Consider the following 26,431-nt stretch of genomic DNA (forward strand, 5'->3'; position numbering starts at 1 on the left):
AACGTGAAGCGCCCGTCAGTTCCAGCAGCTGACCAGTACGGTCATGTCTGCCGCGCGCGCGCTCAGGTCCACGGGGTCCATTGATCCGGCTGCGTTGGTGGCCTCAGGTGAAACACCGTTATCCGTCAGGAACGCTGTGACCGAACCCGCGTCCAGCGCAAAACTCACGCCTTCGGGCAGGGTGCGACCAGCAGAGATTTGGGTCGGAAGAAGCATCCCCATTACGGACCCACCTGCATCCAGAACCGGCCCGCCTGCATCACCCGGCAATGCAGCAAGGGTCAGGCGGTTCAGTTCCGCTTCCCCATTCAAGCCATTAAGCTCGGACAGGCTGCCAAACGTCAGGCTGGGCGCACTTAACCGCCCTTCGTAAGAATAGCCAGCAACCGCAATATCTGATTTCAGACGGGGATCGACGGACAGAAATGCGGCATATGCCATAGGTGCCATCGGATCCTTGGGTTCCAGCAGCGCCAGACCGTGCGCTTCGTCCAGCGCGATGACGTCGGCATCATAGTCGTCATTGATTGAAATTCGGGTGCAATCGTTGACGGCTTCCGCTGTCGTCAAGATCGTACCTTTGCTGTCGACATAAAAGCCTGATCGCGACAGGTCTGGTGTTCGAATTTCAAGCCCGGACAAAAGGTCAAAGCTTTGGGTCGCCGCATCCAACCCAGCATTATCCGCCAAGGCTTGTGGTCCCAGCGATGCGAAACTCGCCTGCATATCACGCAAAACCATATCGCGACGCTTGTCATCGCCAACCGGCCAGACCAGCGTGAAGCCTTTCACCGTACCATCGACCAGTTTGGCCTGTGTATACGAGATAATCTTGCCGTCGGTGCCTTCGATGGTGAACGAGGAGTCTTTTCGGCTACGCGGCCCGCCAACAGGCACAATTTCTAGCGACTGCAAAATGTCGTAAAGCCCAAAAAGGGTGTCCTGATTGCCGGTTTGGCTGATCAGCACGACGCGCACGCCGCTGTCGTCTTTGGTGTCAAAATGCACAAACGGCGCTTCGTAACGGGAAAACTCGACCATCGCGCCCGGGATGGCGACGGATATACCGGCTTGTTGGTCCTCATATGGCTGAATGCCCATTGAGGCGATGACGGCCTGAAAACTCGCCAGAAGCTCTTCGCGTTGGCGCGTCGTTAATACGCCCGTTACGTCATAGCCGCGATCAGTTTGCCATGCCGCCATAGACCGGCGCGTCCCCGCTCCAAACGCCCCATCAATGGCCGAGGCGTAATAGCCTTCCCACTTAAGTGCGACCTGAAGCGCTTTGCGTCCATCTCGGTCTAACAGCCGTTCGCTTTGCAGGGCCTCGCGTTTGGTCTCGTCGCGCGGTGGCTCGGGTTGGGTCAGAATTGTCGTTGTTTCGGGCTGGGGAACCGATGCGATTTGCTCACCTTGCTCGGACGGTTGCCCGCCATCGGGTGTTGTCTCGGATGCGGCCGACGCTTCAAGCGGGGTCGTGTTGAGCGTGTTTGCCCCAACTGGCCAAAACTGCTGCCGCAACTGGTTCGAATAGGTGATGAAGCTGTCGCGCGGGATCAGTCCGGCATTCTTCAACGACCGTAGCTGGATGTTCGCGGCAGCCTCGGTATAGGGGCCAAGGATGACGCCGTACCAAGTGCCACCGATGCGAAACCCGTTCACGCCTTCCAGCCGGCTGGCATAGCTGCGCACGCGGGCTTCGGCTTCTGACAAGGTCGGCTGTGCTTCGATCTGGATCCAGAACAAGTTTTGTGCCTGTGCCGCAGATGCGTCAGAGGTATTCTGTTGAGCGACAGCTGGCAGGCTGATCAGGCTTGTCGCAAGTCCGGTGAAAAGGGCTGCAGCTATGCGTTTGGTCATAAGTCCTCGTGGCCTCACGGCTTGGCTTTGGTTTCCTTGGGCAGATAGCACAGCCTGCCCGGCTTCGGTCAATAACAGGTTGGCAATATGACAGTTTCGTGTGGCGGGTCCAGCGCGTTCATCAATTTTTGCGTGAAACGCAAGGCGGGAGTATATGGCATGTGCCGGAACTGCTCAAATCCCGGGCTTTCACGCGTTGACCCTTGGGGGGGCAGGCCGTATTGAGGGCAGACATTCCGGGAACGACCAGATGGGCAAGGCCATGGCCAAGAGCGACACGCGTCCGCAAAGTTTTCAAGAGATCATTCTGCGGCTTCAGACTTACTGGGCCGAGCAGGGCTGTGCGATCCTGCAACCCTATGACATGGAGGTCGGCGCGGGCACGTTCCACCCGGCCACTACTTTGCGTTCGCTAGGGTCTCAGCCATGGGCCGCAGCTTATGTGCAGCCGTCACGTCGCCCGACGGACGGACGGTATGGGGAAAACCCCAACCGGTTGCAGCATTACTATCAGTATCAGGTGCTGATCAAACCCAGCCCGCCCAATCTGCAAGACCTCTATCTGGGGTCGCTCGCGGCAATTGGTGTGGACGCTGAACTGCACGACATCCGTTTCGTCGAAGATGACTGGGAAAGCCCAACCTTGGGGGCTTGGGGCCTTGGGTGGGAGGTTTGGTGCGACGGTATGGAAGTCAGCCAGTTCACCTATTTCCAGCAGGTCGGAGGATACGATTGCCATCCGGTTTCTGGCGAACTCACCTACGGGCTTGAGCGTCTGGCCATGTATATCCTTGGCGTCGATCATGTGATGGATATGCCGTTCAATGATCCCGGCGCGCCGATCCCGCTGAGCTACGGCGACGTTTTCAAACAGACCGAGGAAGAATATGCGCGCTGGAACTTCGACGTGGCCAATACAGATGTTCTTTTGAAGCAATTCGAAGAGGCCGAGGCGGAATGCAACGCCATCCTTGATCTGGCCCACCTCGACCCCAAAACTGGCAAGCGCATTGTCATGGTGCATCCGGCCTATGACCAATGCATCAAGGCCAGCCACTTGTTTAACTTGCTTGATGCACGCGGCGTGATTTCGGTCACCGAACGTCAGGCCTATATCGGCCGCGTACGTAACTTGGCCAAGCTGTGTGCGGATGCTTTCGTGCAAACCCGCGCGGGCGGCTGGACGGACGGCGGCGAGGACGCGGCGTGAGCGGCAAAATCATTGGGATTATCATTGTGGTAACGGCACTTTTCGCAGGTATCGCCATTTATTGGCTGCAACTTTACGCGTTCTATGACGACGTGTCGCTGAACACCGAGTTGCGCATGACAAACATGGTGACGGGGGAACCAGAAGTCGTGTTGTATGACAGCTTTCAAGGGATCGATGCTGACAGTTCCCCGCTCAGGTTCCGCGGTTGTTTCACCACGACGATGAGCCTTGCGATGCTCACGGAAACCTTCGAGAGCTATGAGCAAGCCACGCCTTTGACGGCCCCCGGTTGGTTCGATTGCTTCGATGCCGACCAGATCGGCGCTGCCTTGGAAACCGGCGAGGCCATCGCGTTTCTGGGCGAACGCAACATTCAGGACGGGGTCGATCGCGTTGTTGCGGTTTTTCCCGATGGCCGGGGTTACGCTTGGCATCAACTGAACGAAAAATATAGCGAGTAAGCGATATGCCAGACCTGCTTATTGAACTCTTTTCGGAAGAAATCCCGGCCCGCATGCAAAGGCGTGCCGCCGATGATCTGAAAAAACTGGTGACCGATGGTTTGGTCGAGGCCGGGCTGACCTATGCCGGGGCCGCTGCGCTGTCGACACCGCGCCGTCTGACCCTCGCGATTGAGGGGCTGCTCGCCACTTCGCCGGACACCCGCGAAGAGCGCAAAGGCCCCAAAGTGGGCGCGCCTGACAAAGCGATCGAGGGGTTCTTGCGTGGGGCGGGTCTGACCCGCAATCAGTTGGAAGAACGCGAAACGCCCAAAGGCGCCGTCTATTTCGCCCTGATAGAAAAGAAGGGCCGGCCTGCTGCCGACATCGTCGCCGAAGTTTTGGAAGCCGCGATTAGAAATTTCCCGTGGCCCAAAGCGATGCGCTGGGGGACTGGCAGCTTGCGTTGGGTGCGCCCGTTGCAGTCAATCCTGTGCATCCTGTCAGATGAAACAGGTGCCGAAATTGTGCCGATGGAAATTGACGGGATCAAAGCGGGCGACACCACGGAAGGCCATCGTTTCATGGCCCCCGGACGTTTTTCCGTAACCGGGTTTGCCGATTATGAGGCAAAACTGAAAGCGGCCAAGGTGATCTTGTCACCCGAAGAACGGGCCGATCATATTTGGGCAGAAGCTCAGAATGCCGCCTTTGCGCAAGGTCTGGAAATTGTCGAAGACAATGGTCTGCTGGCAGAGGTGGCGGGGCTCGTCGAATGGCCGGTCGTGTTGCTGGGTGACATCGCAGAAGAGTTCATCCCATTGCCGCCTGAAGTGCTGCAAACCAGTATGCGGGAACACCAGAAATTCTTTTCCGTAAAGAACCCCAAGTCGGGCCTGATTGAGAAGTTCGTGACCGTCGCCAACCGCGAAACAGCGGATCACGGAGCCACCATTTTGGCGGGCAACCAGAAGGTGCTGTCGGCCCGACTGGCGGATGCAAAGTTCTTTTGGGAAAACGACCTGCGCATTGCCGCGACCGGTGCTGCGGCGTGGGTGGACAGCTTGTCGAACGTCACCTTTCACAACAAGCTGGGCACGCAGGGCGAACGGATCGCACGCATCACTCAATTGGCGCGCGATGTTGCGCCTTCAGTCGGCGCGGATGTTGACCTAACCCAACAGGCTGCGCGCTGGGCCAAAGCGGATTTATCTTCCGAGATGGTGTATGAATTCCCGGAGCTTCAGGGATTGATGGGCAAATACTATGCGGCGCCCGCTGGTTACCCGGCGGAAGTCGCGAACGCAGCGGTAGAGCACTATTCCCCGCTCGGCCCGACCGATGACGTCCCGGCAGCACCTGTTTCGGTGGCCGTCGCACTGGCTGACAAGCTGGACACGTTGACCGGATTCTGGGCAATTGATGAAAAGCCGACCGGCTCGAAGGATCCGTTTGCACTTCGCCGTGCGGCGCTTGGCGTGATCCGATTGGTGCTCGACAATAATCTGCGGATCGCGTTGGACCAACTTTTTGATGCCCAAGTGCTGCGTCACGAGATTGCCCTGAATGAAATCGGGTCGGTACGAGAAGCTCTTTTGCGCGATCTGGACAATGAAATTGCAGATCATGGCGTGTTCGGTGCCGCCATTCGCACTGTGCTGGATCATTTTGATGGGGATCTTTCCAACCATCTTGAAGAGGTCAAGGAAAGCCTGCCCGACAAATCGCGCGACCTGCTGGGCTTCTTCCACGACCGCCTGAAAGTCTATCTGCGCGACAAAGGTGTACGGCATGACGTGATCGACGCCTGTTTGGCCATGCCGGGCAATGACGACCTCACGTTGCTGGTCAAACGTGCCGAAGCGCTGACCGCGTTCCTGTCCACCGAGGATGGTGAAAACCTGTTGCAGGGCGTTAAACGCTCCAGCAACATTCTGGCGCAGGCGGAAGAAAAGGACGGCGTTGAATACTCCTATGGCGCCGATGCCAAGTTCGCCGAAGCTGACGAGGAAAAGGCGCTGTTTGCAGCACTTGATACAGCCGAGGCTGCGATCAAGCCGGCGATGGAGGCGGAAGATTTCGCCGCAGCCATGCAAGCGATGGCCGATTTACGCGCGCCGATTGATGCGTTTTTCGAAGCCGTTCAGATCAATACGGACAATCAGGTTGTGCGCCGGAATCGGCTGAACCTGCTGTCACGCATCCGGATGATCTGCGCAGGTGTTGCCGACTTGTCCCGGATCGAAGGCTGACACTATTCACCCGCTAGCGCGTTTTGTTGACGATTCCTACCCTTTTTGCCGCACGGCAGCATAGAACCTAGCTCTTGTGTGACACGCAGCGCCCGTTATGGTGATTTGCGAGAAATGTGCTGCAGCGCAGAATAAAGTGGAAGCCATGACCTTTACCGAGATCACGCCAACAGCGGCGATTGAGAATGCTCGCCATGGCGGGCGGGCGAAATGCCTGCAACGTCTTATCCGGCTGGATATGCCAGTGCCGCGGACGGTTGCCCTGAGCTTTGATGCTGTTCACGGAATTTCGGCAGGTGACATGCCTGATCTGGGGGCGATGCTGGCGCTTTTTGGTCCTGAACCACTGGTGTCAGTGCGGCCATCTTCGGAAGACCCGGATTGGGGCGGACCGGGTGCCATATTGAACATCGGCATGAACGATGCAGTCCATGCCAAATTGTCTAAGTCTCACGGGGAAATGGCGGCAAACGCGCTCTATCTGCGTTTCATTCAGTCTTATGCCGTTCATGTCGGGCGTCTGGACCCCGATGAGTTCGAAACCTTCTCGACCCCGTCTTCGGACGCCCTGCGCGCAGCGCTTGAGCTTTATGAGGAAGAAACCGAAAGTTATTTCCCGCAGGACCCGAAAGAACAACTGGCTGAAATCCTGCGCTCCATGGCGCGCGCCTGGGAGGGCACAACGGCACGCCTTTTGCGCCAGGCCAAGGGTGCCCCAGCGGATGCGGGACTGGGGTTGGTGGTTCAGAAGATGGCGTTGGGTGTCGGTCAAAGTGTCTGTGGATCCGGCGTCATACAGTTCGTTAATGGTCAGACTGGGCGGCGCGAAATTCGCGGGCGTTACTTGTGCAAAAGCCAAGGGCGCGACGCGCTGACAGAAGCGGGCGATCGGGACGTCATGTATTTGACGAAAGATCCGCGCGGGCGTTCGATCGAAGAAGTACTGCCGGTTAATTTCGCAAACCTCATCAAATTTGGTGACCTCTGTCGCAGCCGACTGCGCGAAGAAATGGAAATCGAGTTTACCATCGACAACGAGGAAATGTTCATCCTTGATGCCGTACGTGTTCCACGAAGCGAACGCGCCAATGTCCGGATCGCGGTATCTTTGGCGACTGATGGCATCATCAGCCGCGAAGAGGCCGTGCTGCGAATCCCGCCCCGAGCGCTCAGTGAATTGCTGCACAGCCAGTTTGACCCAAAGGACAAGCGCGACCGTTTTGCACGTGGGATCGCCGCCAGTCCGGGTGCCGCGACCGGAAAGATCGTTTTCAACGCGCGGGCGGCTCAGGCGATGGCGGCTCAGGGCGAAAACTGCATCCTGGTGCGCAGTGAAACCAGCCCCGAGGATATCCGCGGCATGCACGCAGCGAAGGGCATTTTGACCGTTCGCGGTGGTATAACCAGCCATGCAGCGGTGATTGCGCGCGGGCTCGGGTTGCCCTGTGTGGTCGGGGCGCAGGACCTGTCACTGGATAAACGTCACCGCAAACTGATCGCTAAGGATGGCCGCGAATTTGTCGAAGGCGATGTGATCAGCATCGATGGCGCGGTTGGGTTCGCCTATGTGGGCGCAGTGAAGATGTTGCCTCCTGAGCTGGGCGAAGGGTTCCAGACGCTGATGGCATGGGCAGATGATTTCCGCGACATCGGCGTGCGCGCAAATGCTGACACGCCGCCTGATGCCCGCAACGCCCGCATGTTTGCCGCCGAAGGCATCGGCCTGTGTCGGACCGAGCATATGTTTATCGATGATGATCGGCTTCTGGCCATGCGCGAGATGATTTTTGCAGATCACGCCGATGATCGGCGGGCAGCCCTTGATCGACTGTTGCCGATGCAACGTGCCGACTTCACAGAATTGTTCGAGATTATGCAGGGTTTGCCGGTCTGCATCCGCTTGTTTGACCCGCCGCTGCACGAATTTCTGCCACATGGCCGCGAAGGTCTGCGGGAACTGGCCGAAGCGCTTGATCTGCCATTGCGCGATGTCGAGCGCCGGGTTGAGGGATTGCGCGAGTTTAATCCGATGTTGGGGATGCGCGGTGTGCGGTTAGGGATCACCGTTCCCGAAATCTATGACATGCAGGCCCGCGCCATTTTTGAGGCAACCGTCGAGGCATCGAAGTCGGGCGACCCCGTGGTGCCGGAAGTCATGATCCCGCTGGTATCCGCCAAGCGCGAGGTTGAAATCGTGAAAGCCCGCGTTGACGCTGTGGCTGCCGAAGTTCGGATCGAAACAGGTGCCAATTTCACATATCGGCTGGGTGTGATGGTGGAAACGCCGCGCGCCGCCCTTCGTGCGGGTGAAATCGCGCAACATGCCGCCTTCATGTCTTTCGGGACCAATGATTTAACCCAGATGACCTATGGCCTGTCACGTGACGATGCCGGGCGCTTCATGGGCGAATATGTTGCGCAGGGCGTCTATGAGGAAGACCCGTTTCATATGCTTGACGCAGATGGTGTCGGAGAGTTGTTGCAGATGGGAGCGAAACGCGGCCGGGATGCAAACAATGACCTGACGTTGTCAATCTGTGGCGAACATGGCGGCAACCCAGAATCGATCCGATTCTGTCGTGACGCAGGCTTTGACTACGTCTCGTGCTCACCCTTCCGGGTGCCTATCGCGCGGCTGGCTGCGGCTCATCTGGCCGTCGAGGGCCGGGTGGACAAAACTCACCTAGATGACTGATTCAAATTGAAATAATCGCCTGAGCGCTCACTTTATCGGAGTGGTTTTTTGCGCCTGAGCAGTCCTGTGTAAACCTGTCGGGCTAGACCAAACGCCGTTTTTTTCGTAAATCCAACCTCGAGAAACTTAATGTTTTTCTGGTGTGGGGGGATTCCGAATGACCCAGCTTCTTCAGAAGGTGGTAGGTGGTCTTTGTTTGGCGTTGGCTTTTTTTGCGACCTCGTTGCCTGCGGTTGCGCAGGAAAAAGAAAACCTGTTTGGCGCCTTAATTTTACAAGATCGTGCGGGTTTTGTCGCAATGCCGGGGGAACGTATTGCGGCACTTGGTACGCTGCCATCGCCGCGCTCTGCAAGTAAGTCGTCCGAGGTGTTGGCTTCCAAATACACGTCGAAATGGCTTTCGGCCCAGCCCCAACCCCAGCAAGGTGCCGAATGGCGCTGCCTGACCGAAGCGCTGTATTTCGAAGCGCGCGGTGAAACCGTAAAAGGCCAGTTTGCAGTGGCCGAAGTCATCATGAACCGCGTGGAACACCCGCGCTATCCAGACACGGTCTGCGGCGTGATTAATCAGGGCACCGGGCGCAAATATGCCTGCCAGTTTACCTTCACCTGCGATGGGCGGCCTGAAGTCATCAACGAACCTGGTTCCTTTGCGCGACTGGGCAAAGTCGCAAGGGCCATGCTCGATGGGTCCGAGCGTCCTTTGACAGGGGGGGCCACGCATTACCACACAAACGCTGTTGCACCGGGCTGGGCCAAAAGTTTGATCCGCACTGCCAAAATTGGCGTCCACCGGTTCTATCGCTGACCTCGCCTGTCGGATGGCGCGCGATACAGACAGCCTGTCGTTTTGCACTGGCCATTGAGGGGTCTGAAAGGGCACTGTGACCGCATCTAAGATGAGGGTCACATGACGGACGACACATCCATTGCCTTTGCCGCGCTAGAAAGGCGCGCAGCCGCCGGGTCTGATGCACAGAGCCCGCCAGATCGAATATCCGTGCGCGATCATGTCGTTGACGTCGAGATCGGCGCGTTTCAGGCCGAGCGCGACACCACCCAACGGCTCAGTTTCAGCGTCGTGGTCGAGGTTGCACCAAGCGATGGTGCACAGACCGATGATGTGGATGATATCCTATCCTATGACACGATCACCGAAGCAATTACGTTCGAACTTGCAGCAGAGCGCTTGAATCTGCTGGAGACCCTGGCCGAACGCATTGCCGACCGGATCTTGGCAGCACCGCAACCGCTCAGGGTGTTCGTGCGCATCGAGAAGTTGGATCGCGGGCCGGGCAAGTTGGGGGTCGAGATCGTGCGGACGCGCGATACAGCAAAAGAGCAGCAAGGCGCAGCCATTGATTGCATTCCGCAAGTGGTCTTGCTGGACGATGCGGCTTTTGTCGATCCCAATCTGCCCGCGTTTCTCGACCGTCTGAATGATGACACACGAGCCTTTGTTCTTTGCGTGGGCAAGGGGGGACATTCCGGTTCAACGGTCGGTGACGTGGCAGTCCAGCAGCACATCGACCTATTGGCTATTGAGCAAAACGCATGGCGCTTGTCCGCGACCGATCCGCGTTGTGTAGTGGTGGGAACACGGACAGAGCTGGATTGGGGTATGAAAAACAACCAGATCAGCGTTTGGGCCCCTTCGAAACTGGTTTTGGATGCAGTGAATGGTCCTGCCGGTGCAGATCCGCGCGACCTTGCGGTATGGCTCGCGAACACTTTGAATGCGGGTGCGCCGATCGTGGTCGGCGATGATGACACGCCCCTTACGAAGTTCCCATGACAGTGCGCCACCAACCTATTCCGCGCGCAGGCGCGCCTTTCGCCGGACAGTCGCTCGCCGGATCCGCAAACCTATGGTTTGATGAGGTGCTTGTGCGCCGTCGTGATGGCGCGGCAAAGCTGGTTGCCTCGACTGATTGTTCGATGGCCGATCAGGAACGTTTGACCCGACCACGTGCCACGCTGTGTAGCTTGTCGATGGACCAGCCCCTGATCATGGCGGTCCTTAATGTGACGCCTGACAGCTTCTCGGATGGCGGTGATCACGTAACGCTTGAAGCAGCGGTGGACCGCGCCCGCCAAATGGCACAAGACGCCGACATTTTGGATATTGGCGGTGAAAGCACCCGACCGGGCGCTGCGGAAGTGTCGGTCAAGGAAGAAATCCGCCGCACATCGACCGTCATCGCCGCAATCCGGGACGCCGGGATCACCACACCCATCTCCATCGACACCCGCAAAGCCCGCGTGGCTGAAGCGGCATTGGATGCGGGGGCGGATATGGTCAACGATGTGGCCGCGTTTACATATGATCCAGAACTTGCCGATCTGGTTGCGGATCGCGATGTGCCGGTCTGCCTGATGCATGCGCAGGGCCAGCCGGAGACGATGCAAAACGACCCGCGCTATGATGATGTGTTATTTGATGTGATGGATTTTCTCGAAGAACGCATCACCTTTGCCACCAGTCGCGGCATTGCCTTTGAGCGGATAGTGACCGATCCCGGCATTGGGTTTGGTAAAACTTTGGAACACAATGTGACTTTGCTGCAGAACCTGTCCCTGTTACATGATTTGGGCCTGCCGATGCTTCTTGGCGTGTCGCGCAAGCGGTTCATCGGGACAATCGGTCAGGTCACCGAGGCAAAAGATCGGATGGCCGGTTCACTGGCTGTCGCGCTTTACGGCATTCAAAATGGGGCACAGATCCTAAGGGTGCACGACACGTTCGAGACCCGGCAGGCCATCCGCCTGCAACAGGCAATGATAAAAAGAGAGAACTGAGCAGTGGTTGATAAACTTTTCGGAACGGATGGCGTGCGTGGTCTGGCGAACAGTTGGCCGATGACCGCGGATATGGCGTTGAAACTGGGGGCCGCGGCTGGCCGGCATTTTCGCCGTGATGGCCTGAACGGCCACCGCGTTGTGATCGGCAAGGACACGCGCCTGTCAGGCTATATGCTTGAGAACGCATTGACCGCTGGGCTGACCTCGACCGGGATGAACGTGTTGCTGCTTGGGCCAGTCCCGACCCCGGCTGTTGGGCGGCTGACAAACTCGATGCGTGCGGATCTGGGGATTATGATTTCCGCGTCGCACAACCCGTTCCACGACAATGGCATCAAGTTCTTTGGACCCGACGGGTTCAAACTCTCGGATGATGACGAGGCCGAGATCGAAAGCCTTGTGCATCATGGGGTGGAGCCGGTTCAGCATCAGAATATCGGGCGGGCGAAGCGGATTGACGAAGGGCGGATGCGCTATACCGAATACCTCAAGACGACCTTCCCTGAAAACAAGCGCCTGAACGGGATCAAGGTGGTGATCGACTGTGCCAACGGCGCGGGTTATCGCACCGCGCCGGAAACCTTATGGGAACTGGGGGCCGAGATCGTGCCAGTAGGCGTTGCGCCTGATGGTACCAATATCAACAAGGGCTGCGGGTCGACCGACACCGCGCTGGCAGCAAAAACGGTTGTCGAGAGCGGGGCCGATCTGGGCATCTGTCTGGACGGTGATGCTGATCGGGTTATGATCATCGACGAAAAAGGCCAGGTCGCAGATGGCGATCAAATCATGGGGTTGTTTGCCAGCCATTGGGCGCGCGCGGGTCGCCTGAAAGGCGGCAAGTTGGTGGCGACTGTAATGTCAAATCTGGGACTTGAGCGGTTTGTTACATCACAAGGGCTGGAACTGCTGCGCACGAAAGTCGGCGACCGACATGTGGTCGAAGCGATGCGCGCCGGTGGGTACAATCTTGGCGGCGAACAGTCAGGCCATATTGTCATGACCGATTTTGCCACGACGGGCGATGGTCTGCTCGCCGGTATTCAGTTTCTGGCCTGCATGGTCGAGACAGGAAAACCCGCGTCCGAGCTTTGTAAAGTGTTCGAAACTGTCCCTCAGCTTCTTAAAAACGTGCGGTACGAGGCCGGACGGGTGCCGCTTGATGCAGATAACGTAATATCCGCTATCTCGGATGCCGAGGCGAGGCTGAATGGGCAAGGTCGTTTGCTGATCCGCAAGTCGGGCACAGAGCCTTTGATCCGCGTAATGGCGGAGTGCGAAGATGGTGCACTGCTGACTGAGGTCGTCGACAGTATTGTGGCCGAGGTCGAAGCGGCTAGTTAGATCGCAGAGTTTGCGCTTAATCCGGTTGTTTCACCAAAGTCGGCGTTAAGAAAACGACCAACTCTTCGCGGGTGGTAAATGATCGGCCCACTCGGGTTCTGAATAAACTGCCAGCTGCGGGCAGATTGCGCAGTTTAAGTCGCCTTGGGCGCGTCTTGATCTGCCATTCCGTGTCTTGATGCGTCACGCTGCACAGATTTGGCAACGGGCTTGCTGCGACGGAGTCGATCGCCAGAACATTGCCATACAGATAGACGTCACCCTGAAGCGTCGCCCTTTCGATCCGCGTAGACAGCGGCTGACGCAATATACCTTGGCCAAGGGTGTTGAGCAGCGACCCTTTGACTGGGTAATGGTTAATTTCACGGTTTAGTTGCCATCCAACGGGACCACCATCGGTCAAACCTAAAATGACAGTCGGGCGAACCGTTCGTCCCGCGTGCCTGAACTCGATACGGCTGGTAAGCACCCTCTTGTCGCGATCTTTGATGGTTGCAAACCCGGGCTTAGGTGCAAGAAGTGATGTCGCGAACGCTCCGGCAATCAATTGACGTCGATCCATGTGTGTTCCTCCCCTCAGCCATATTAGCATAGATCGGCTAAGAGACGAAAACTCAGCGAACGGCCAGCAATCTTCGCAGGCTGTACCATTGGCTGATGCCCAGCCCAGCGAGGATCATCGCCAGCGCGATGAAGAAGCGCAGGGGCAGGACCTCGGACAAAATCCATGCGCCGAATACCATCGACCAAACGGGCACCTGATAGTTCACGAGCGTCATGAAAACCGACCCTGCGCTGCGGATAATCGAAACCCGTAGCAAGGTCGCCAGGGCGGTTGGTAATAGGCCCAGCGCTATGATTGCCAGTCCGGATCTTGCATCTTGCCAGACGGGCACGCCTTCTGAAATCAACATGATGGGCACCAGAATGACGGAGCCGACAACCAGCGTCAGTGCGGCCAGCGTCACCGGATCAACAGGTGGGCAGCGCCGTGTGAAAATCGACGCAAGAGAATAACAAAACGCAGCGCCAATGCAGGCAAGTTGTGCCAGGGGTTGAGTACCTTGCCCCAATTGTGAAAGCCCCGGTCCGATCAACACCAAGGCCCCACAGAACCCCATAGTAACGCCGATGAACTTTCGCGCGTTCAAGGGTTCGTCTGAAAAGAAATGCGCCAGTGGTAGCACCATCAGCGGAATTGCCGCCATGGACAGCCCGGCAAAGGCGGACGGAACGTATTGCTGTCCCCAACTTAGCAAAACAAAGGGAAGAGCGGTCGACAGGATGCCGATGATCGTGATCGATTCCCATAAAGCCCTATCCCACGCTGGCATCGATCGGCCTGTGCCCCACATCAATACCAACAGCGCCACGGCCCCCAATGTCGTGCGCGCAGTAGCGACGGTCACAGGGCCATAGCCTTCCAGCGCAAGAGCGACGACCATAAAGGTGCCGCCCCAGATAAGGCCAAGTGCGATTACTCCGGCCCAGTCGCGAGAGGTGGGATTATCAGTCATCTGCCCGACATAACCCGCAGCATCCCCAATGTCATCTGTCGAAAGCTGCATTTAGGTAAGTAATAACTTACCGTAAGTCATGGCTTACGAAGACTCATTAGCGGCCTTGGCTGATCTGACCCGGCGGAAAGTGTTTGAAGCGGTCGCCAGCGCCCCGCGTGCCGTAGGCGCATTGGCGGAAGAATTACCTGTCAGCCGCCCTGCGGTTTCGCAACACTTGAAGGTGTTGTCAGATGCAGGACTGGTCCTTTGCAGGGTCGAAGGGACGCGCCGCATCTATGCCGCACGGCCAGAAGGTCTGGCCGAACTGCGCGCGTGGTTGGATCGGTATTGGACCAATGTGCTGCAAAACTTCGCAAGCGAGATCGACGATAACGGAGAGGGACAAAATGACTGACCCGATTGTAAAGACCATCATCGTGAACTGCACCCCTGAGCGCGCCTTTGACGTTTTCGTTAACCGAACTTCGGACTGGTGGCCACTTGATCGGCACGCGGTGTCGGCCGGAGCGGGCAAAGTGGCACTGGCTGTTATTATCGAGCCCAAAGTGGGCGGAGCTGTCTATGAAACCATGCATGATGGCAATCGCACCGACTGGGGCAAGGTGCTGGAATTTGAACAGGGATCGAAACTCGCGATGACCTGGCATCCGGGCACCAACGTGGATGCCCCTACGCGGGTCGATGTCGCATTCGCTGCAGAAGGGAATGGTCAGACGAGGGTGACTCTGACTCATTCTGGCTGGAATGTCTGGGCGGAAAGGGCCGACGATATGCGCAACAGCTACAATGGTGGTTGGGAAACCGTATTCGTCACCCGTTATGCCGATGCTTGCACGACCAGATAAGAAAAGGGCGGTCGCTTGGACCGCCCCTTCGATGACAGTGGTCAGCCTTAGTTCTTTTCTTTGTCGACCATTTTGCCTGCCGAAATCCAAGGCATCATGTCGCGCAGTTTCTTACCGACGACCTCGATCTGGTGCTCGTCATTGGCACGGCGCGACGCTTTGATGGTCGGTTGGCCAACAGCGTTTTCAAGCATGAAGTCACGCACGAATTTGCCAGACTGGATGTCGGCAAGCGTTTCTTTCATCGCCTTCTTGGTCTGCTCGTATGGCAGGATGCGCGGGCCGGTGACGTACTGGCCGTATTCTGCGGTGTTCGAGATCGAGTAATCCATGTTGGCGATGCCGCCTTCATAGATCAAGTCCACGATCAGCTTGGTTTCGTGCAGACACTCAAAGTAAGCCATCTCGGGCGCATAGCCAGCTTCAACCAGAGTTTCAAAGCCGCAACGGATCAGCTCGACAATGCCACCACACAGAACGGCCTGCTCACCGAACAGGTCGGTTTCACACTCTTCGCGGAAGTTGGTCTCGATGATGCCCGAGCGCCCGCCACCGATGGCCGAGCAATAGGACAGGCCGATTTCCAGCGCTTTGCCGGTCGCGTCAGTGTTCACCGCAACGAGGCAGGGCACGCCGCCGCCTTTTTGGTATTCGCCGCGCACGGTGTGGCCGGGGCCTTTCGGGGCCATCATGATCACGTCGACGCCTTCTTTGGGCTCGATCAGACCGAAGTGCACGTTCAGGCCGTGGGCAAATGCGATGGCTGCACCCGGCTTGATGTTGTCATGGACGTATTTCTTATAGGTCTCAGCCTGCAATTCGTCAGGCATTGTGAACATGATGACGTCGCACCACGCAGCCGCTTCGGCGATGCCCATGACGTCCAGACCTTCAGCGGTGGCTTTCTTGGCAGACGCCGAGCCTTCGCGCAGGGCAACCACAAGGTTCTTAGCGCCCGAGTCGCGCAGGTTCAGCGCGTGCGCGTGGCCTTGCGAGCCATAGCCCAGAATGGCAACTTTTTTGTCTTTGATCAGGTTAATGTCGCAATCGCGATCGTAATAAACGCGCATATGGGGCGCTCCCTTGGATGTGTTTCGTTCTGAATGGCATCATATGGATGTGGGTGGCACGCGCGAGATGAGGTGAGGCTATTTTTCTGGCAATCTTAGGCATTTTAATTCGCCAAATAGCAGGATAGTAAAAAAATCATGCTCGATGATACAGACAGACGCATTCTAAGGCAGATGCAGGCCGATCCGATGATGGCAGCGCCTGACCTTGCGCATCTTATCGGGATGTCGACGGCGCGGCTGACGCGTCGCATTGAACGGCTGCGCGATCAGAACATCCTGCGAGGGCCTCGTGCGGTGATAAACTGGCGCGCGCTGGGCTATGCGGTCGAAGTCAGTCTGCGCATCACGTTGGACAAAACCCAATCGCGTGCATTCGATGATTTCATTGCGGCGGCGCGCGACATTCGTGAAGTGATCGAGATCCAAACTTTCCTTGGCCGAGTTGACGTGCGGTTGTCCGTCGTGGCGCGTGATATGGCGCATTATCAAGCGATCTATCGCGACCAGATATTGGCGCTCCCGCATATAGCGGACATCGAGGCATTGATGCAGGTGGCGCGGATCAAAGCCGATGAAAGCTTGCCGCTATGATCGAGTTGGATGACATCGACCGGGCATTGATCCGCGCACTTACCGACGATGCCACCAAATCAGCGGGCGCTTTGGGGCGGGATGTCGGGCTAAGCCAACCGGCAACGTGGCGCCGCATCAAAAGACTGACCGAACAGGGGGTTCTGGCGGGCAGGCGGTTGGACCTTGATCGCGAGGCGCTGGGTTTCGGGGTCACCGTTTTTCTTGGGGTGAAACTGGCCACAAAAGGTCGGGTCAGTTTGGAAGATTTCGAACGCGCTGTTTCTGCCATTCCCGAGGTGCAGACGGTTGAGCATGTGTTGGGGCTCTATGACTATCGCCTACGTGTCGTGGCGCGTGATCTGGCGGATTTTGAGCGTGTTCTAAGGCGGCGGGTTATGACATTGCCGGGTGTCGGCAACGTCGAAGCAAATGTGCTTTTATCTGAAGAACGCCGCCCCGGACCAATTTGACCCTTCCCTGTGGATGGGATTTCGGTCAGTCTCGCTTCGCTATGTGAAGGAGACACGACCATGCCCGCACTTTTGCCTGATATTGATCCCGATGGGATGCTGGAGTTTTCGGTGGTCTTCACTGACCGCTCGCTGAACCATATGTCGACCGCTTTTCAAGGGGTGATGAACGATATCTCAGCAACTCTGAAAGAGGTCTATAACGCGGACGCTGTGGCCGTCGTACCCGGCGGTGGCACCTATGCGATGGAAGCAGTTGCCCGCCAGTTCGCAACAGGCAAGCGCGTCATGGTCATCCGGAACGGGTTCTTTTCCTTCCGCTGGAGCCAGATATTCGAGATGGGAGCGATCCCGTCTGATGAAACCGTGATGAAAGCCCGCCGGGTCGGCAACGCACCCGATGCGCCCTTCGCGCCTGCCCCGATTGACGAGGTCGTGGCCCGCATCAAGGATGCGCGCCCCGATGTGGTTTTCGCCCCGCATGTGGAAACGGCCAGCGGGATGATCCTGCCAGACGACTATCTGAAGGCCGTTTCGGATGCTGTACACGGTGTCGACGGTATCTTTGTGCTGGATTGCATCGCGTCAGGTTGTGCGTGGGTCGATATGAAGGCGACGGGCGTTGATGTGCTGATCTCGGCCCCGCAAAAAGGGTGGTCGGCGCAGCCGTCCGCCGGGTTGGTGATGATGAACGAAACCGCCCGTGATCTGGCGAAAGCGGCCACATCCACCTCGTTTGCCGTCGATCTTGGCAAGTGGCTATCGATCATGGAGGCCTATGAGGGTGGCGGGCACGCGTACCATGCGACCATGCCAACGGATGCGCTGCGCGCCTTCCGCGATACGATGCTCGAGACCAAGGAATATGGCTTTGACCAGCTCCGGGACGCGCAATGGGACCAAGGTCGCCGCGTGCGCGAATTACTAGCCTTAAAGGGCGTGAAGTCGGTTGCCGCAGATGGGTTTGCGGCGCCGGGTGTTGTGGTGTCCTATACCTCGAACCCCGACATCAAAGCGGGCAAAGCCTTCGCCGCGGAAGGCATGCAGATCGCCGCCGGTGTGCCGCTGATGTGCGACGAAGGCGACGAGTATTCGAGCTTCCGCCTGGGGCTGTTTGGCCTCGACAAACTGTATGACGTCGACGCGAGTGTCGCGCGGTTGGACGCGGTGCTGTCAAAAGTGCTGTAAGGCTAGTGCGCGGGCTTGTGCCCGCGCCAAAACCTCTGGCAGTGCGGTCAGCCTTTGCCGCCGGCCATCAGTACCAGCAGAACATAAATCACCGGAACCGTGGCGACTGCAACAAGCCCGACGCCTGTCAGGCCTAAGGCCAGATAACCAAGCACGAGGGCAAGCACGATCCCTGCAAAGATGCCGAATGTGATCTTTTCGGCGCGGGCTTCTGCGGATTTCTGTTCCGGGGTTTGGTCTGTCGTCATTGCTGTGTCTCCTGTTCGCTATGTGAAGGGGATATCAGTCCCCGGAGTGAAGAACGGAATGCGACAATACAGCATTGCGGCGGCATGCCGCAGCGCAGCTATTGTGGGCCCAACCCCGCCCGCATGACGCGTTTCCGCATCGGGGCCACATCATGCACCGCTTTCAATCCGATCAGACGCACAGCCTGCAACACCCCATCACCCGACCGAGTCACGCGATTGAAAAGGTCAATAACGCGGGCGCGCCGGGCGATGTCGGTCGTGCGGGCTTTTCCGTAAGCCTGCATCATCTGCGGATCACCAAGCTGCTCGGGCGAGCCCTCTGCCAACTCAAGCAGAGCGATCACATCGTTCAGCGACGTGTTCAGGCCCTGCGCCCCAATGGGGGGCAAGGCATGTGCGGCCTCTGCCACCACCGCCACGCGGCCCGACGTCAGTTGATCCGCTGTTTGGGTGATGATCGGCCAAACCGAGCGATTGCCCTGCAGATGCATCCGCCCAAGCAGACCTGTCGACCGGGCGAACATCACGTCTTCGAACTCGGAGACCGGCATGTTCATCAGCTCGACTGCGCGCGGCCCCTTGTTCATCCAGACGATGGCCGAAGCGTTTTGACCGTCGATATCGGGCAGGGGCACGATGGTGAATGGGCCGCCTTCGTTGTAAATCTCGGTCGAGATGTTGTCGTGCGGCAGATCATGGGTAACTGTGAAAGCCAGTGACTTCTGACCATAGCGCGTGATCGACACGGATATCCCGGCAGCCTCGCGCAATGGCGAAAACTTGCCATCCGCAGCAACGCCCATTCGCGCCCGAACCTGATCGCCATTTGTCAGTGTAACGATGATTTCTCCGGTGCGCTGCACAAGCGAGCGAAAGCCTGTTCCATACAGGAGTTTGATCCGTGGTTGATCCTGCAGATAACCCCATATTTCCTGTCGGACGACCCAGTTCATCAAGTTCCAGCCAAACGGCTCGTTACCCATGTCGTCTGATTGAAACACCCGCCGGTCGCGGATTTCGGGCGGCCAGCCAACCGTGTCGATCACCGCAAGCTGGTCGAGCGGCTTGGCATGCGGCTTGAGCAAAGACCACAAACCGATCCGGTCAAACAATTGCCGCGCGGGTTGCAGAAATGCGGTGGATCGTAGGTCTGACTTCTCATCATCCGCCGTGACTACGGGCGTGAAGGGGTCAGCCATAACGACACTGAACCCGGCCTCGGCAAAGGCCGCGGCGGTAACCTGGCCGGCAATGCCGCCGCCTGAAATGAAAATATCAGCGCTGTGGTCCGTCATCGGTCTTTCCTTTGTGTCGGGCCGTTGTGTCAGGACAGGCGGCATCAACAAGTTGGCTCAAAAATTCGGTCAGGTTGTGCGTGTGGTGGTGGATGTAATCCGCAGGCGATGGGTCTGGTGCAACATGAACCGTTCGCATGCCCAATGCGTGGGGCACGGCCAGATTGCGCGGATCGTCTTCAAACATCGCCGCGACCTCGGGCGCAAGCCCATCACGAGCAAAAATCGTGTCGAACGCAGCCCGGTCAGGTTTTGGATGAAAACCCGCGTCTTCAACGCCATAGACCGCATCGAACAATCCCGACAATCCGCGCGCTGACAATACCCGTTCAGCATAGGGTGCCGAGCCGTTGGTGTAGACGATCTTGCGCCCCGGCAGAGACCGAATATGTTGCACCAAAGCAGGGTCAACCTCCAGATGCTCCATCGAAATGTCGTGCACATCGTGAAGGTAGGGTGCGGGGTCGACGCCATGTTCGCGCATTAGCCCAGCCAGCGTGGTTCCATAGGTTTTCCAATAATGCTGGCGAAGCCGGTCTGCCTCATAGCGATCTACCCCCAGCGCTTGCATGACCCAGTTGGTCATACGGATTTCGATCTGATCGAAAAGCCGCGCATGAGGTGGGTAAAGCGTATTGTCCAGGTCGAAAACCCAGGCGCTAACATGAGAAAAGTGATCTTTCACCATGGCGCGAAGCTACTCTTGTTTGCCATGAGGGGGAAGGGGGCGGCGCGGAAATCTGACAGCCCTGCGACAGTGTGTTGCGAGGTTCGTATTTGCGCTAACGTGCCTCGCATGGTTAGGTTGGCGCATTGCATGCCCGAACCATAGACGAGGACACCGTGGCTGAGGTCAAACAAGGACAGAAAGACGCATACGAGCTGATCCTCGACGCGATCGATATGGGCACCTATAAGCCCGGCGACAGACTGGTCGAAAGCGAGCTGGCCGAAAGGTTCGGTGTGTCACGCACGCCCATCCGCGAGGCTTTGCAGAGGCTTGAAACCCAATCGCTTTTGACGCGTGACGGCAGAAGTCTGATCGTTGCATCGCTGAGCCATAACCAGCTTGCAGAGCTATATGTTGTGCGGTCAGCGCTTGAGGGTCTGGCTGCGTCACTTGCTGCGCAACATGCTACCCCTGAAGAAATCCGTGTTTTGCGCGAGATGGTAGAGGATGATCGCAAACGCCTGTCGGACCCATCCGCCCTGTCGCGATCAAATCGTCGGTTCCACAAACAACTGCATCTGGCATCGCACAATCGCTATTTGGTGCAGCAACTTGATCTTGTGCATCGGACAATGGCGCTTTTGGCAACCACATCTTTGGCGGCTGAAGGGCGAAGTGAAATCGCGATAGCAGAACATGACGCCATTGTCGCCGCGATCGAGGCACGGGATCAGGCTGCGGCTCAAGCCGCCCTGAAAGCCCATATCTCGCAGGCTTTTGAGACGCGGATCAAGCTGGATTCAATGGCGGGGGAATGACCACGTCCTGTGCGTCATCATCGAATTCTCCGTGCTGGGTTTTGTCCCAATAGAAGGGCTTGGTTACGATTTCGACGAACCCTTTCATCGCAGCAAGAGAAGCCAGCGGGTAATAGAAATGTAGTGTTGGCACCCAGAAACGCAGCCAACGAAGTTTTTCATTGCTGACCGCCTGAATGCCCACGGTAATAGTCAATAGCTCCGTTGCCATGAAAACCGTGCCGAGTACGATCAGAAGCTCATTGGGCATTACCCCCCGTAACGGGTGTGGCAGGCCCAAAGGAAAGGCCCAGAAGGTCCATAGGATCGGAGCGAGCAAGAACTGCGACAGGCTGCCCAGAAACAGGATCTGAAAACCAAAAAACTTCCACCAACCCAGATCGCGCAGCAATTGGCGTGGCTGACGCATGTGAACGCCGTACGTCATGGCATAGCCTTTGATCCAACGGGACCGCTGTTTGATCCACGGCCAGACGCGGCAGTTTGCCTCTTCCTCGGTCACGGTGTCGACCAGTTCGGTTCGATATCCATGCCGGGCCAAACGGATGCCCAGATCGGCGTCTTCTGTGACGTTATGGGCATCCCAGCGCCCAAGTGCCTCCAACGCTTCACGGCGGAAGAACAGCGTGGTGCCGCCCAGTGGAATGGCAAAGCCCGCACGCTCAACGCCCGGCAGCACGATCCCCCACCATGTAGCATATTCAACTGTAAAGCAGCGGCTCAACCAATTGGTGCGTGCGTTGTAGAAACCAAGTTTGCCTTGAAGACAAGCCACGTCAGTCCCGCGCTCAGAAAACCTGCGCACAATTTTGTGGATTTGGTCGGGGGCAGGGGCGTCTTCGGCGTCATAAACACCGATTACGGACCCCCGGCAGAAATCCAATGCAAAATTCATTGCGCGGGGTTTGGTCTTCACCACCCCGCGCGGCACGACGATCTGGCGCATCCAGCGCGGCAAATCAGAATTCGCCAAGGTTTCCTGTGTCATTGTGTCGTCTTCTTCGACAACCAAGCAAACATCCAGCAACTCGCGTGGATAGGAAAGCTGCGCCAATCGTTTGACCAATCGGCCAGCGATTTCGCGCTCGTGGAAAAGCGGCACGAGGATCGACACCGTTGGCAGTTTGAGAAGACCCCGTTGGTCGCTTGATGCGAGACGCTCGGGTTCTGTCTGTCGGTCTTGGCGCCAATACTGTAATGCCGCGATCGCCTTAAGCGAGGAATTCAGAAGCAAGGTGATGACTGCCCAAGCCACCAACGCAACGAAGCCTGCGAAGGATGACACCATGAACAATGCGCACAGAGCGATAAGCAACGCGGACGCGAACCGCGCGACCGACCCCCTGCGCCATCCACGGCAGCTTTCCGCTTCAGATACTCGGTTTTCAGCACGTGCGGCCAAAGATCTGTGTCGCATTGCAATCAACGCGGTTTGGATGTCGCGTTCCGGCGCGATGGCCAGAAAGCATCGGCCCCAGTCGGCTGGTAAAGCGCTCTGCACCCGGTGGAATTCATCAGGTCGAGAGCAGATGACGATAGTCGCGCCACCGACTTGCTTCCAAGGCACGATCCCCTTGCGAATGCAGAAAGCAGCCCCCAGTCGATCAATCAAACGAACATCTGGCGGCTCTTTTTGCAGGTCGGCAATCTGGCAGCCATATTGCCGCGCCAGCCCGGCATACAAATCCGATTGTCGCACCCAGCCATTGGTCAGAAGGATGTCACCAAACCGGGCGTCCTCACGCACCTGCAGCGACACAGCCATGGCGAGGTTTTCCGGGCTGAGCGCGCCCATCTCGACCAAGATCTGACCTAACGGTTTGCGGGGTTGGCGCGGCGCTTTGGCATATGCCGACAAACTGCCTGCGGGCAAAGTGTCGGATGGAACAAGGCGCAGGTTGGCGGCGTGCATGTTTGGGCTCGTTAGGTTCTTTGACCAGACGAACATGAAGAACCATTGGTTAACAGGGCGTTAATCAAAGGTCTTTGCTACAACAATCGTGCAGAGTTGCGACAGGTTTAGGCTCGGGCATCCATCGCTTTGGTGAACCGTTCAAACAGATAGTAGCTATCCATTGGACCCGGACTTGCTTCTGGATGGTATTGCACAGAAAAGACCGGACGGTTTTCCATGCGCAGCCCACAGTTCGACCCGTCAAACAGCGACACGTGGGTTTCAACAACCCCCTTGGGCAAGCTCGCCGTGTCCACAGCGAAACCGTGGTTCATCGACGTAATTTCGACCTTGCCAGTATCATTGTCCTTCACCGGGTGGTTCGCGCCGTGGTGGCCGTGGTTCATTTTGATGGTGCGCGCGCCAAGGGCCAGCGCAAGCATCTGGTGGCCAAGGCAAATGCCAAAGACAGGCAGATCCGTTGTATCGAGGATGGATTTGATCATCGGTACAGCATACGCGCCCGTGGCCGCCGGATCTCCGGGGCCATTTGACAAGAACACCCCGTCTGGTTTGTGGGCCAGCACCTCGTCCGCAGTGGCGGTGGCGGGCATAACAGTGACGTCGCACCCAGCAGACGCAAGACAGCGCAGAATGTTGCGTTTCGCCCCGAAATCGAGCGCAACAACCTTGTGACGAGGGGCCGTTTGTTTGGGATAGCCGTCCGGCCAAGCCCACCGCATCTCATCCCACTTATAACTCTGGGCACAGGTCACTTCTTTTGCCAGATCCAACCCTTCAAGCCCAGAAAAGGCGCGGGCAGCGGCAACCAGCGCTTCAATGTCGAAATTCCCCTCGGGATCATGCGATATCGCCACGTGAGGCGCGCCTTGTTGGCGGATTTCGCGGGTCAGTCGGCGCGTATCGATGCCCCCGACGCCGATCCGACCACGTTTGGCCAGCCAATCAACCAGATTTTCGGTCGATCGCCAGTTTGATGGCTCGGTGGGGTCCCATTTCACCACCATACCGGCGGCGACAGGATCACCAGTTTCGTCATCCTCAGGGTTTACACCGACATTTCCGATATGGGGGAAGGTGAAGGTGACGACCTGACCCGCATAAGACGGGTCAGTCATGATCTCTTGGTACCCCGTCATGGCGGTGTTGAAGCACAGCTCGGCGGTGGTGGTGCCAGTCGCACCGAACCCATGACCATAAAAAATGGTGCCGTCGGCAAGGGCCAGACAGGCGGTGGGTTTGGCAGTTACTGGGGCTTGGGCGGTGGCAGCGGACATGTGGCGACTCCCGATCGACAAATCGTCGCGAAACTAGAGGCGCAGGCCCTTAGGGTCAAGGGGCAGAGCCCGATGCAATCAATTTTACATACCATTGATTTTCAAGATGTTAGCGCTGCTGCTCCCCGGTTGAATGCAACACAGCTTTTCGATAAGTTGCGAGCTTCGTAATGGTCACAGCAAACGGATAGATCCATGGACATGCGCAGCCGGGTGAATGACGCCCTGAAATCGGCCATGAAAAACAAAGAGGCCGCGCGGTTGTCGACGCTTCGATTGATTAGCGCCGCAATCAAGGATCGCGACATTGCCATGCGTGGCTCCGATGAAGAGGTCGAGCTGACAGACGCCGACGTTCTGGCGATTCTTGGCAAAATGGTGAAGCAACGTCAGGAAAGTGCGCGCGCCTATGAAGAAGGTGGACGGCTGGAATTGGCGGAGAAAGAACTCTCTGAGATTCTGGTGATTGAAGACTTCCTGCCAAAGCAGTTAACGGAAGAAGAAACCGACGCCGCCGTCGCCGAAGCAATCGCCGCCGTAGAGGCAGCCAGCATCCGCGATATGGGTAAGGTGATGGGCGAGCTAAAGGCCAAATACACCGGCCAGATGGACTTCGGTAAAGTCGGGCAAATGGTGAAGAAGAAGCTGGGATAAACTCTAGGCACCGTTTTCCGACCTTCACGAATACCCCCCACCAACCAAGCAATCGGCCAAGGCAGTTGGCGGGATTGCAGTGGCTGAGTTCTTGCTTCTGTCGGGTGGCCCATTTCTTTTGCTGTTATGCTATTCTGGCCGGACACGGTGGATGAGGAGCTAAACGATGTTAGAAATCAAACGCGCCAGATTACCCCAAGATGCGCCCGTCGTCGCGAAGCTGTTCCTCGGATACATCGCCTTCTTGTTAGACAGATCGCCGGAAGACCGGGAACTTATTCTGCAGAAATACGACCCGGACAAGGTCGACGATTTGGTGGCGGACTTTGCCCGTATTCACAGTCGTCCGAATGGCGACCTTCTGCTCGCCTATGATGGCGGCAGACCGATTGGCTGTGGAATGATCCGCAAACTGGAGGATGGCGTTGCTGAAATCCAACGGGTCTTCGTTACTGATGAGGCGCGGGGACTTGGGGCCGGGAAGGCGTTAACCGTGGCACTGATGGATCAGGCCCGTAAGGATGGGCACCAGACCGTTCGTCTTGATACCGGCCGGGCGCTGGTCGAGGCGACGGGCCTTTACAAGAAGCTGGGTTTCAAGGAATGCTCACCCTACCATCAGGAAACACCGTATCTGGACCATCTGATCAAGTATTACGAGCGATCGCTCTGAATTGGGCAGCCTATGATGGCGTCACCCTAACCAATCGTTTTCGCACGCAACAGCGCCGCGCTTAACTCTTCAAAGAGCTCGGGTCGTTCCTTCTCGGACAGAAACGCCCCAATCTCGACCTCGCGACCATCGCCCTTGAGCGTTACATAGTTTGGGACCGGGCCGCCCTTTTTATGAAGGTGCACTGTGACCCAATAGGGGTTGGCCTCCCATTCCCGCAACGCACCGCGCGGGCCATGGCGGGTTAGTGTCATTCTGTCGGACCAGATCAGCAATTCTTCTAGGATTTCGCCATCTTTGTAGCTTTTCTCGATAAAGAACCACAGCGCGCCCATCGCCCCCAATGCGAAAGGCAGCAGCCACCAAAGCGTTGCTGATCCCAATAAAGCCAGCAGCGGGATCAGCATCAAAGCGAAACCCATTCCCATGACCCAGACAAAGCCGCGCCGGGGCAGGGACCTGAAGGGCCACAGGTGAAGCTCGGCCTTGGGGCCGCCTTGGGTCTCGGTAGTCATCCACTCGTAAGGCATCGGGATGGGCTTTCATGCAGAATAGAACGCTTAAGACAAACAAGCGTGTCAGTTTGAGGCAAGCGAAAAATAT

The 26,431-nt window shown here is 57.4% G+C and carries 26 protein-coding genes; 16 read left to right on the forward strand and 10 right to left on the reverse strand.

Features of this window, described 5'->3' with window-relative positions; translation table 11 throughout:
• Positions 1–15: 15 nt before the first annotated feature.
• Entirely contained in the window at positions 16–1,860 is a 1,845-nt protein-coding gene (locus K3556_RS03585; RefSeq protein WP_260518363.1) for a trypsin-like peptidase domain-containing protein, read from the reverse strand.
• A gap of 262 nt (positions 1,861–2,122) precedes the next feature.
• On the opposite strand from K3556_RS03585, the gene K3556_RS03590 reads away from it, so the two are divergent.
• From K3556_RS03590 to glmM, 8 genes are all read left to right on the forward strand, one after another.
• Entirely contained in the window at positions 2,123–3,070 is a 948-nt protein-coding gene (locus K3556_RS03590; protein WP_260518364.1) for a glycine--tRNA ligase subunit alpha, read from the forward strand.
• Positions 3,067–3,534, forward strand: a complete 468-nt coding sequence (locus K3556_RS03595; RefSeq protein ID WP_260518365.1) for a DUF6446 family protein — start codon at positions 3,067–3,069, stop codon at positions 3,532–3,534. The genes K3556_RS03590 and K3556_RS03595 overlap by 4 nt, the downstream gene beginning before the upstream one ends.
• A gap of 5 nt (positions 3,535–3,539) precedes the next feature.
• Positions 3,540–5,765: a glycine--tRNA ligase subunit beta gene (gene glyS, locus K3556_RS03600; RefSeq protein WP_260518366.1), complete on the forward strand. Its 2,226-nt coding sequence runs from the start codon at positions 3,540–3,542 to the stop codon at positions 5,763–5,765.
• Between the two features lie 145 nt (positions 5,766–5,910).
• On the forward strand, positions 5,911–8,460 hold the full coding sequence (ppdK, locus tag K3556_RS03605) for a pyruvate, phosphate dikinase (RefSeq protein ID WP_260518367.1): 2,550 nt from the start codon (positions 5,911–5,913) through the stop codon (positions 8,458–8,460).
• A gap of 157 nt (positions 8,461–8,617) precedes the next feature.
• A complete protein-coding gene (locus tag K3556_RS03610; protein WP_260518368.1) occupies positions 8,618–9,268 on the forward strand; it encodes a cell wall hydrolase in 651 nt (216 codons plus the stop codon).
• A 102-nt stretch (positions 9,269–9,370) separates the two neighbouring features.
• The gene (locus K3556_RS03615; protein WP_260518369.1) at positions 9,371–10,255 is read left to right on the forward strand and encodes a dihydroneopterin aldolase; all 885 of its coding nucleotides are present in this window, start codon (positions 9,371–9,373) and stop codon (positions 10,253–10,255) included.
• The gene (gene folP, locus K3556_RS03620) at positions 10,252–11,259 is read left to right on the forward strand and encodes a dihydropteroate synthase (RefSeq protein WP_260518370.1); all 1,008 of its coding nucleotides are present in this window, start codon (positions 10,252–10,254) and stop codon (positions 11,257–11,259) included. The genes K3556_RS03615 and folP overlap by 4 nt, the downstream gene beginning before the upstream one ends.
• Before the next feature lie 3 nt (positions 11,260–11,262).
• Entirely contained in the window at positions 11,263–12,606 is a 1,344-nt protein-coding gene (gene glmM, locus K3556_RS03625; protein WP_260518371.1) for a phosphoglucosamine mutase, read from the forward strand.
• A 16-nt stretch (positions 12,607–12,622) separates the two neighbouring features.
• On the opposite strand, the gene K3556_RS03630 is transcribed toward glmM, so the two are convergent.
• On the reverse strand, positions 12,623–13,168 hold the full coding sequence (locus K3556_RS03630) for a hypothetical protein (RefSeq protein WP_260518372.1): 546 nt from the start codon (positions 13,166–13,168) through the stop codon (positions 12,623–12,625).
• Between the two features lie 52 nt (positions 13,169–13,220).
• Entirely contained in the window at positions 13,221–14,123 is a 903-nt protein-coding gene (locus tag K3556_RS03635; RefSeq protein WP_260518373.1) for a DMT family transporter, read from the reverse strand.
• A gap of 79 nt (positions 14,124–14,202) precedes the next feature.
• On the opposite strand from K3556_RS03635, the gene K3556_RS03640 reads away from it, so the two are divergent.
• Entirely contained in the window at positions 14,203–14,520 is a 318-nt protein-coding gene (locus tag K3556_RS03640) for a helix-turn-helix transcriptional regulator (RefSeq protein WP_260518374.1), read from the forward strand.
• Positions 14,513–14,971: an SRPBCC family protein gene (locus K3556_RS03645; RefSeq protein ID WP_260518375.1), complete on the forward strand. Its 459-nt coding sequence runs from the start codon at positions 14,513–14,515 to the stop codon at positions 14,969–14,971. The genes K3556_RS03640 and K3556_RS03645 overlap by 8 nt, the downstream gene beginning before the upstream one ends.
• A 47-nt stretch (positions 14,972–15,018) precedes the next feature.
• On the opposite strand, the gene ilvC is transcribed toward K3556_RS03645, so the two are convergent.
• Complete coding sequence (ilvC, locus tag K3556_RS03650; RefSeq protein WP_260518376.1) at positions 15,019–16,041, reverse strand: ketol-acid reductoisomerase; 1,023 nt, start codon at positions 16,039–16,041, stop codon at positions 15,019–15,021.
• 138 nt (positions 16,042–16,179) lie between these two features.
• On the opposite strand from ilvC, the gene K3556_RS03655 reads away from it, so the two are divergent.
• Genes K3556_RS03655 through K3556_RS03665 form a run of 3 tightly spaced genes read left to right on the forward strand, consistent with a single transcriptional unit; the run spans position 16,180 to position 18,275 of the window.
• On the forward strand, positions 16,180–16,635 hold the full coding sequence (locus tag K3556_RS03655; RefSeq protein ID WP_260518377.1) for an Lrp/AsnC family transcriptional regulator: 456 nt from the start codon (positions 16,180–16,182) through the stop codon (positions 16,633–16,635).
• Positions 16,632–17,087 carry an Lrp/AsnC family transcriptional regulator gene (locus K3556_RS03660; protein WP_260518378.1) on the forward strand — a complete coding sequence of 152 codons (456 nt, stop codon included), beginning with the start codon at positions 16,632–16,634 and terminating at the stop codon, positions 17,085–17,087. Before K3556_RS03655 ends, K3556_RS03660 begins: the two co-directional genes overlap by 4 nt.
• Before the next feature lie 60 nt (positions 17,088–17,147).
• Entirely contained in the window at positions 17,148–18,275 is a 1,128-nt protein-coding gene (locus tag K3556_RS03665) for an aminotransferase class V-fold PLP-dependent enzyme (RefSeq protein ID WP_260518379.1), read from the forward strand.
• A gap of 47 nt (positions 18,276–18,322) precedes the next feature.
• On the opposite strand, the gene K3556_RS03670 is transcribed toward K3556_RS03665, so the two are convergent.
• From K3556_RS03670 to K3556_RS03680, 3 genes are all read right to left on the reverse strand, one after another.
• Positions 18,323–18,523: a hypothetical protein gene (locus K3556_RS03670; RefSeq protein ID WP_260518380.1), complete on the reverse strand. Its 201-nt coding sequence runs from the start codon at positions 18,521–18,523 to the stop codon at positions 18,323–18,325.
• Between the two features lie 98 nt (positions 18,524–18,621).
• Entirely contained in the window at positions 18,622–19,821 is a 1,200-nt protein-coding gene (locus K3556_RS03675; RefSeq protein WP_260518381.1) for an FAD-dependent monooxygenase, read from the reverse strand.
• The gene (locus K3556_RS03680) at positions 19,802–20,509 is read right to left on the reverse strand and encodes a pyrimidine 5'-nucleotidase (RefSeq protein WP_260518382.1); all 708 of its coding nucleotides are present in this window, start codon (positions 20,507–20,509) and stop codon (positions 19,802–19,804) included. Before K3556_RS03680 ends, K3556_RS03675 begins: the two co-directional genes overlap by 20 nt.
• Positions 20,510–20,724: 215 nt before the next feature.
• Between K3556_RS03680 and K3556_RS03685 the strand changes: the two genes are divergently transcribed.
• Positions 20,725–21,309 carry a GntR family transcriptional regulator gene (locus K3556_RS03685; protein ID WP_409557771.1) on the forward strand — a complete coding sequence of 195 codons (585 nt, stop codon included), beginning with the start codon at positions 20,725–20,727 and terminating at the stop codon, positions 21,307–21,309.
• Here the strand turns inward: K3556_RS03685 and K3556_RS03690 are convergent.
• Together K3556_RS03690 and carA are read right to left on the reverse strand one after the other, a co-directional pair.
• On the reverse strand, positions 21,281–23,221 hold the full coding sequence (locus K3556_RS03690) for a glycosyltransferase family 2 protein (protein ID WP_260518384.1): 1,941 nt from the start codon (positions 23,219–23,221) through the stop codon (positions 21,281–21,283). The genes K3556_RS03685 and K3556_RS03690 overlap by 29 nt on opposite strands.
• Before the next feature lie 107 nt (positions 23,222–23,328).
• Positions 23,329–24,501 (reverse strand): glutamine-hydrolyzing carbamoyl-phosphate synthase small subunit, encoded by a 1,173-nt coding sequence (carA, locus tag K3556_RS03695; RefSeq protein WP_260518385.1) that lies wholly within the window; start codon positions 24,499–24,501, stop codon positions 23,329–23,331.
• 195 nt (positions 24,502–24,696) lie between these two features.
• Between carA and K3556_RS03700 the strand changes: the two genes are divergently transcribed.
• Entirely contained in the window at positions 24,697–25,155 is a 459-nt protein-coding gene (locus K3556_RS03700) for a GatB/YqeY domain-containing protein (RefSeq protein WP_260518386.1), read from the forward strand.
• Positions 25,156–25,321: 166 nt separating this feature from the next.
• Positions 25,322–25,828, forward strand: a complete 507-nt coding sequence (locus K3556_RS03705; protein WP_260518387.1) for a GNAT family N-acetyltransferase — start codon at positions 25,322–25,324, stop codon at positions 25,826–25,828.
• A 26-nt stretch (positions 25,829–25,854) separates the two neighbouring features.
• Here the strand turns inward: K3556_RS03705 and K3556_RS03710 are convergent, their stop codons facing one another.
• Positions 25,855–26,358, reverse strand: a complete 504-nt coding sequence (locus K3556_RS03710; RefSeq protein WP_409557765.1) for a DUF2244 domain-containing protein — start codon at positions 26,356–26,358, stop codon at positions 25,855–25,857.
• Positions 26,359–26,431 lie beyond the last annotated feature (73 nt).

Source organism: Aliiroseovarius sp. M344 (assembly GCF_025140835.1).
Taxonomy (GTDB): domain Bacteria; phylum Pseudomonadota; class Alphaproteobacteria; order Rhodobacterales; family Rhodobacteraceae; genus Aliiroseovarius.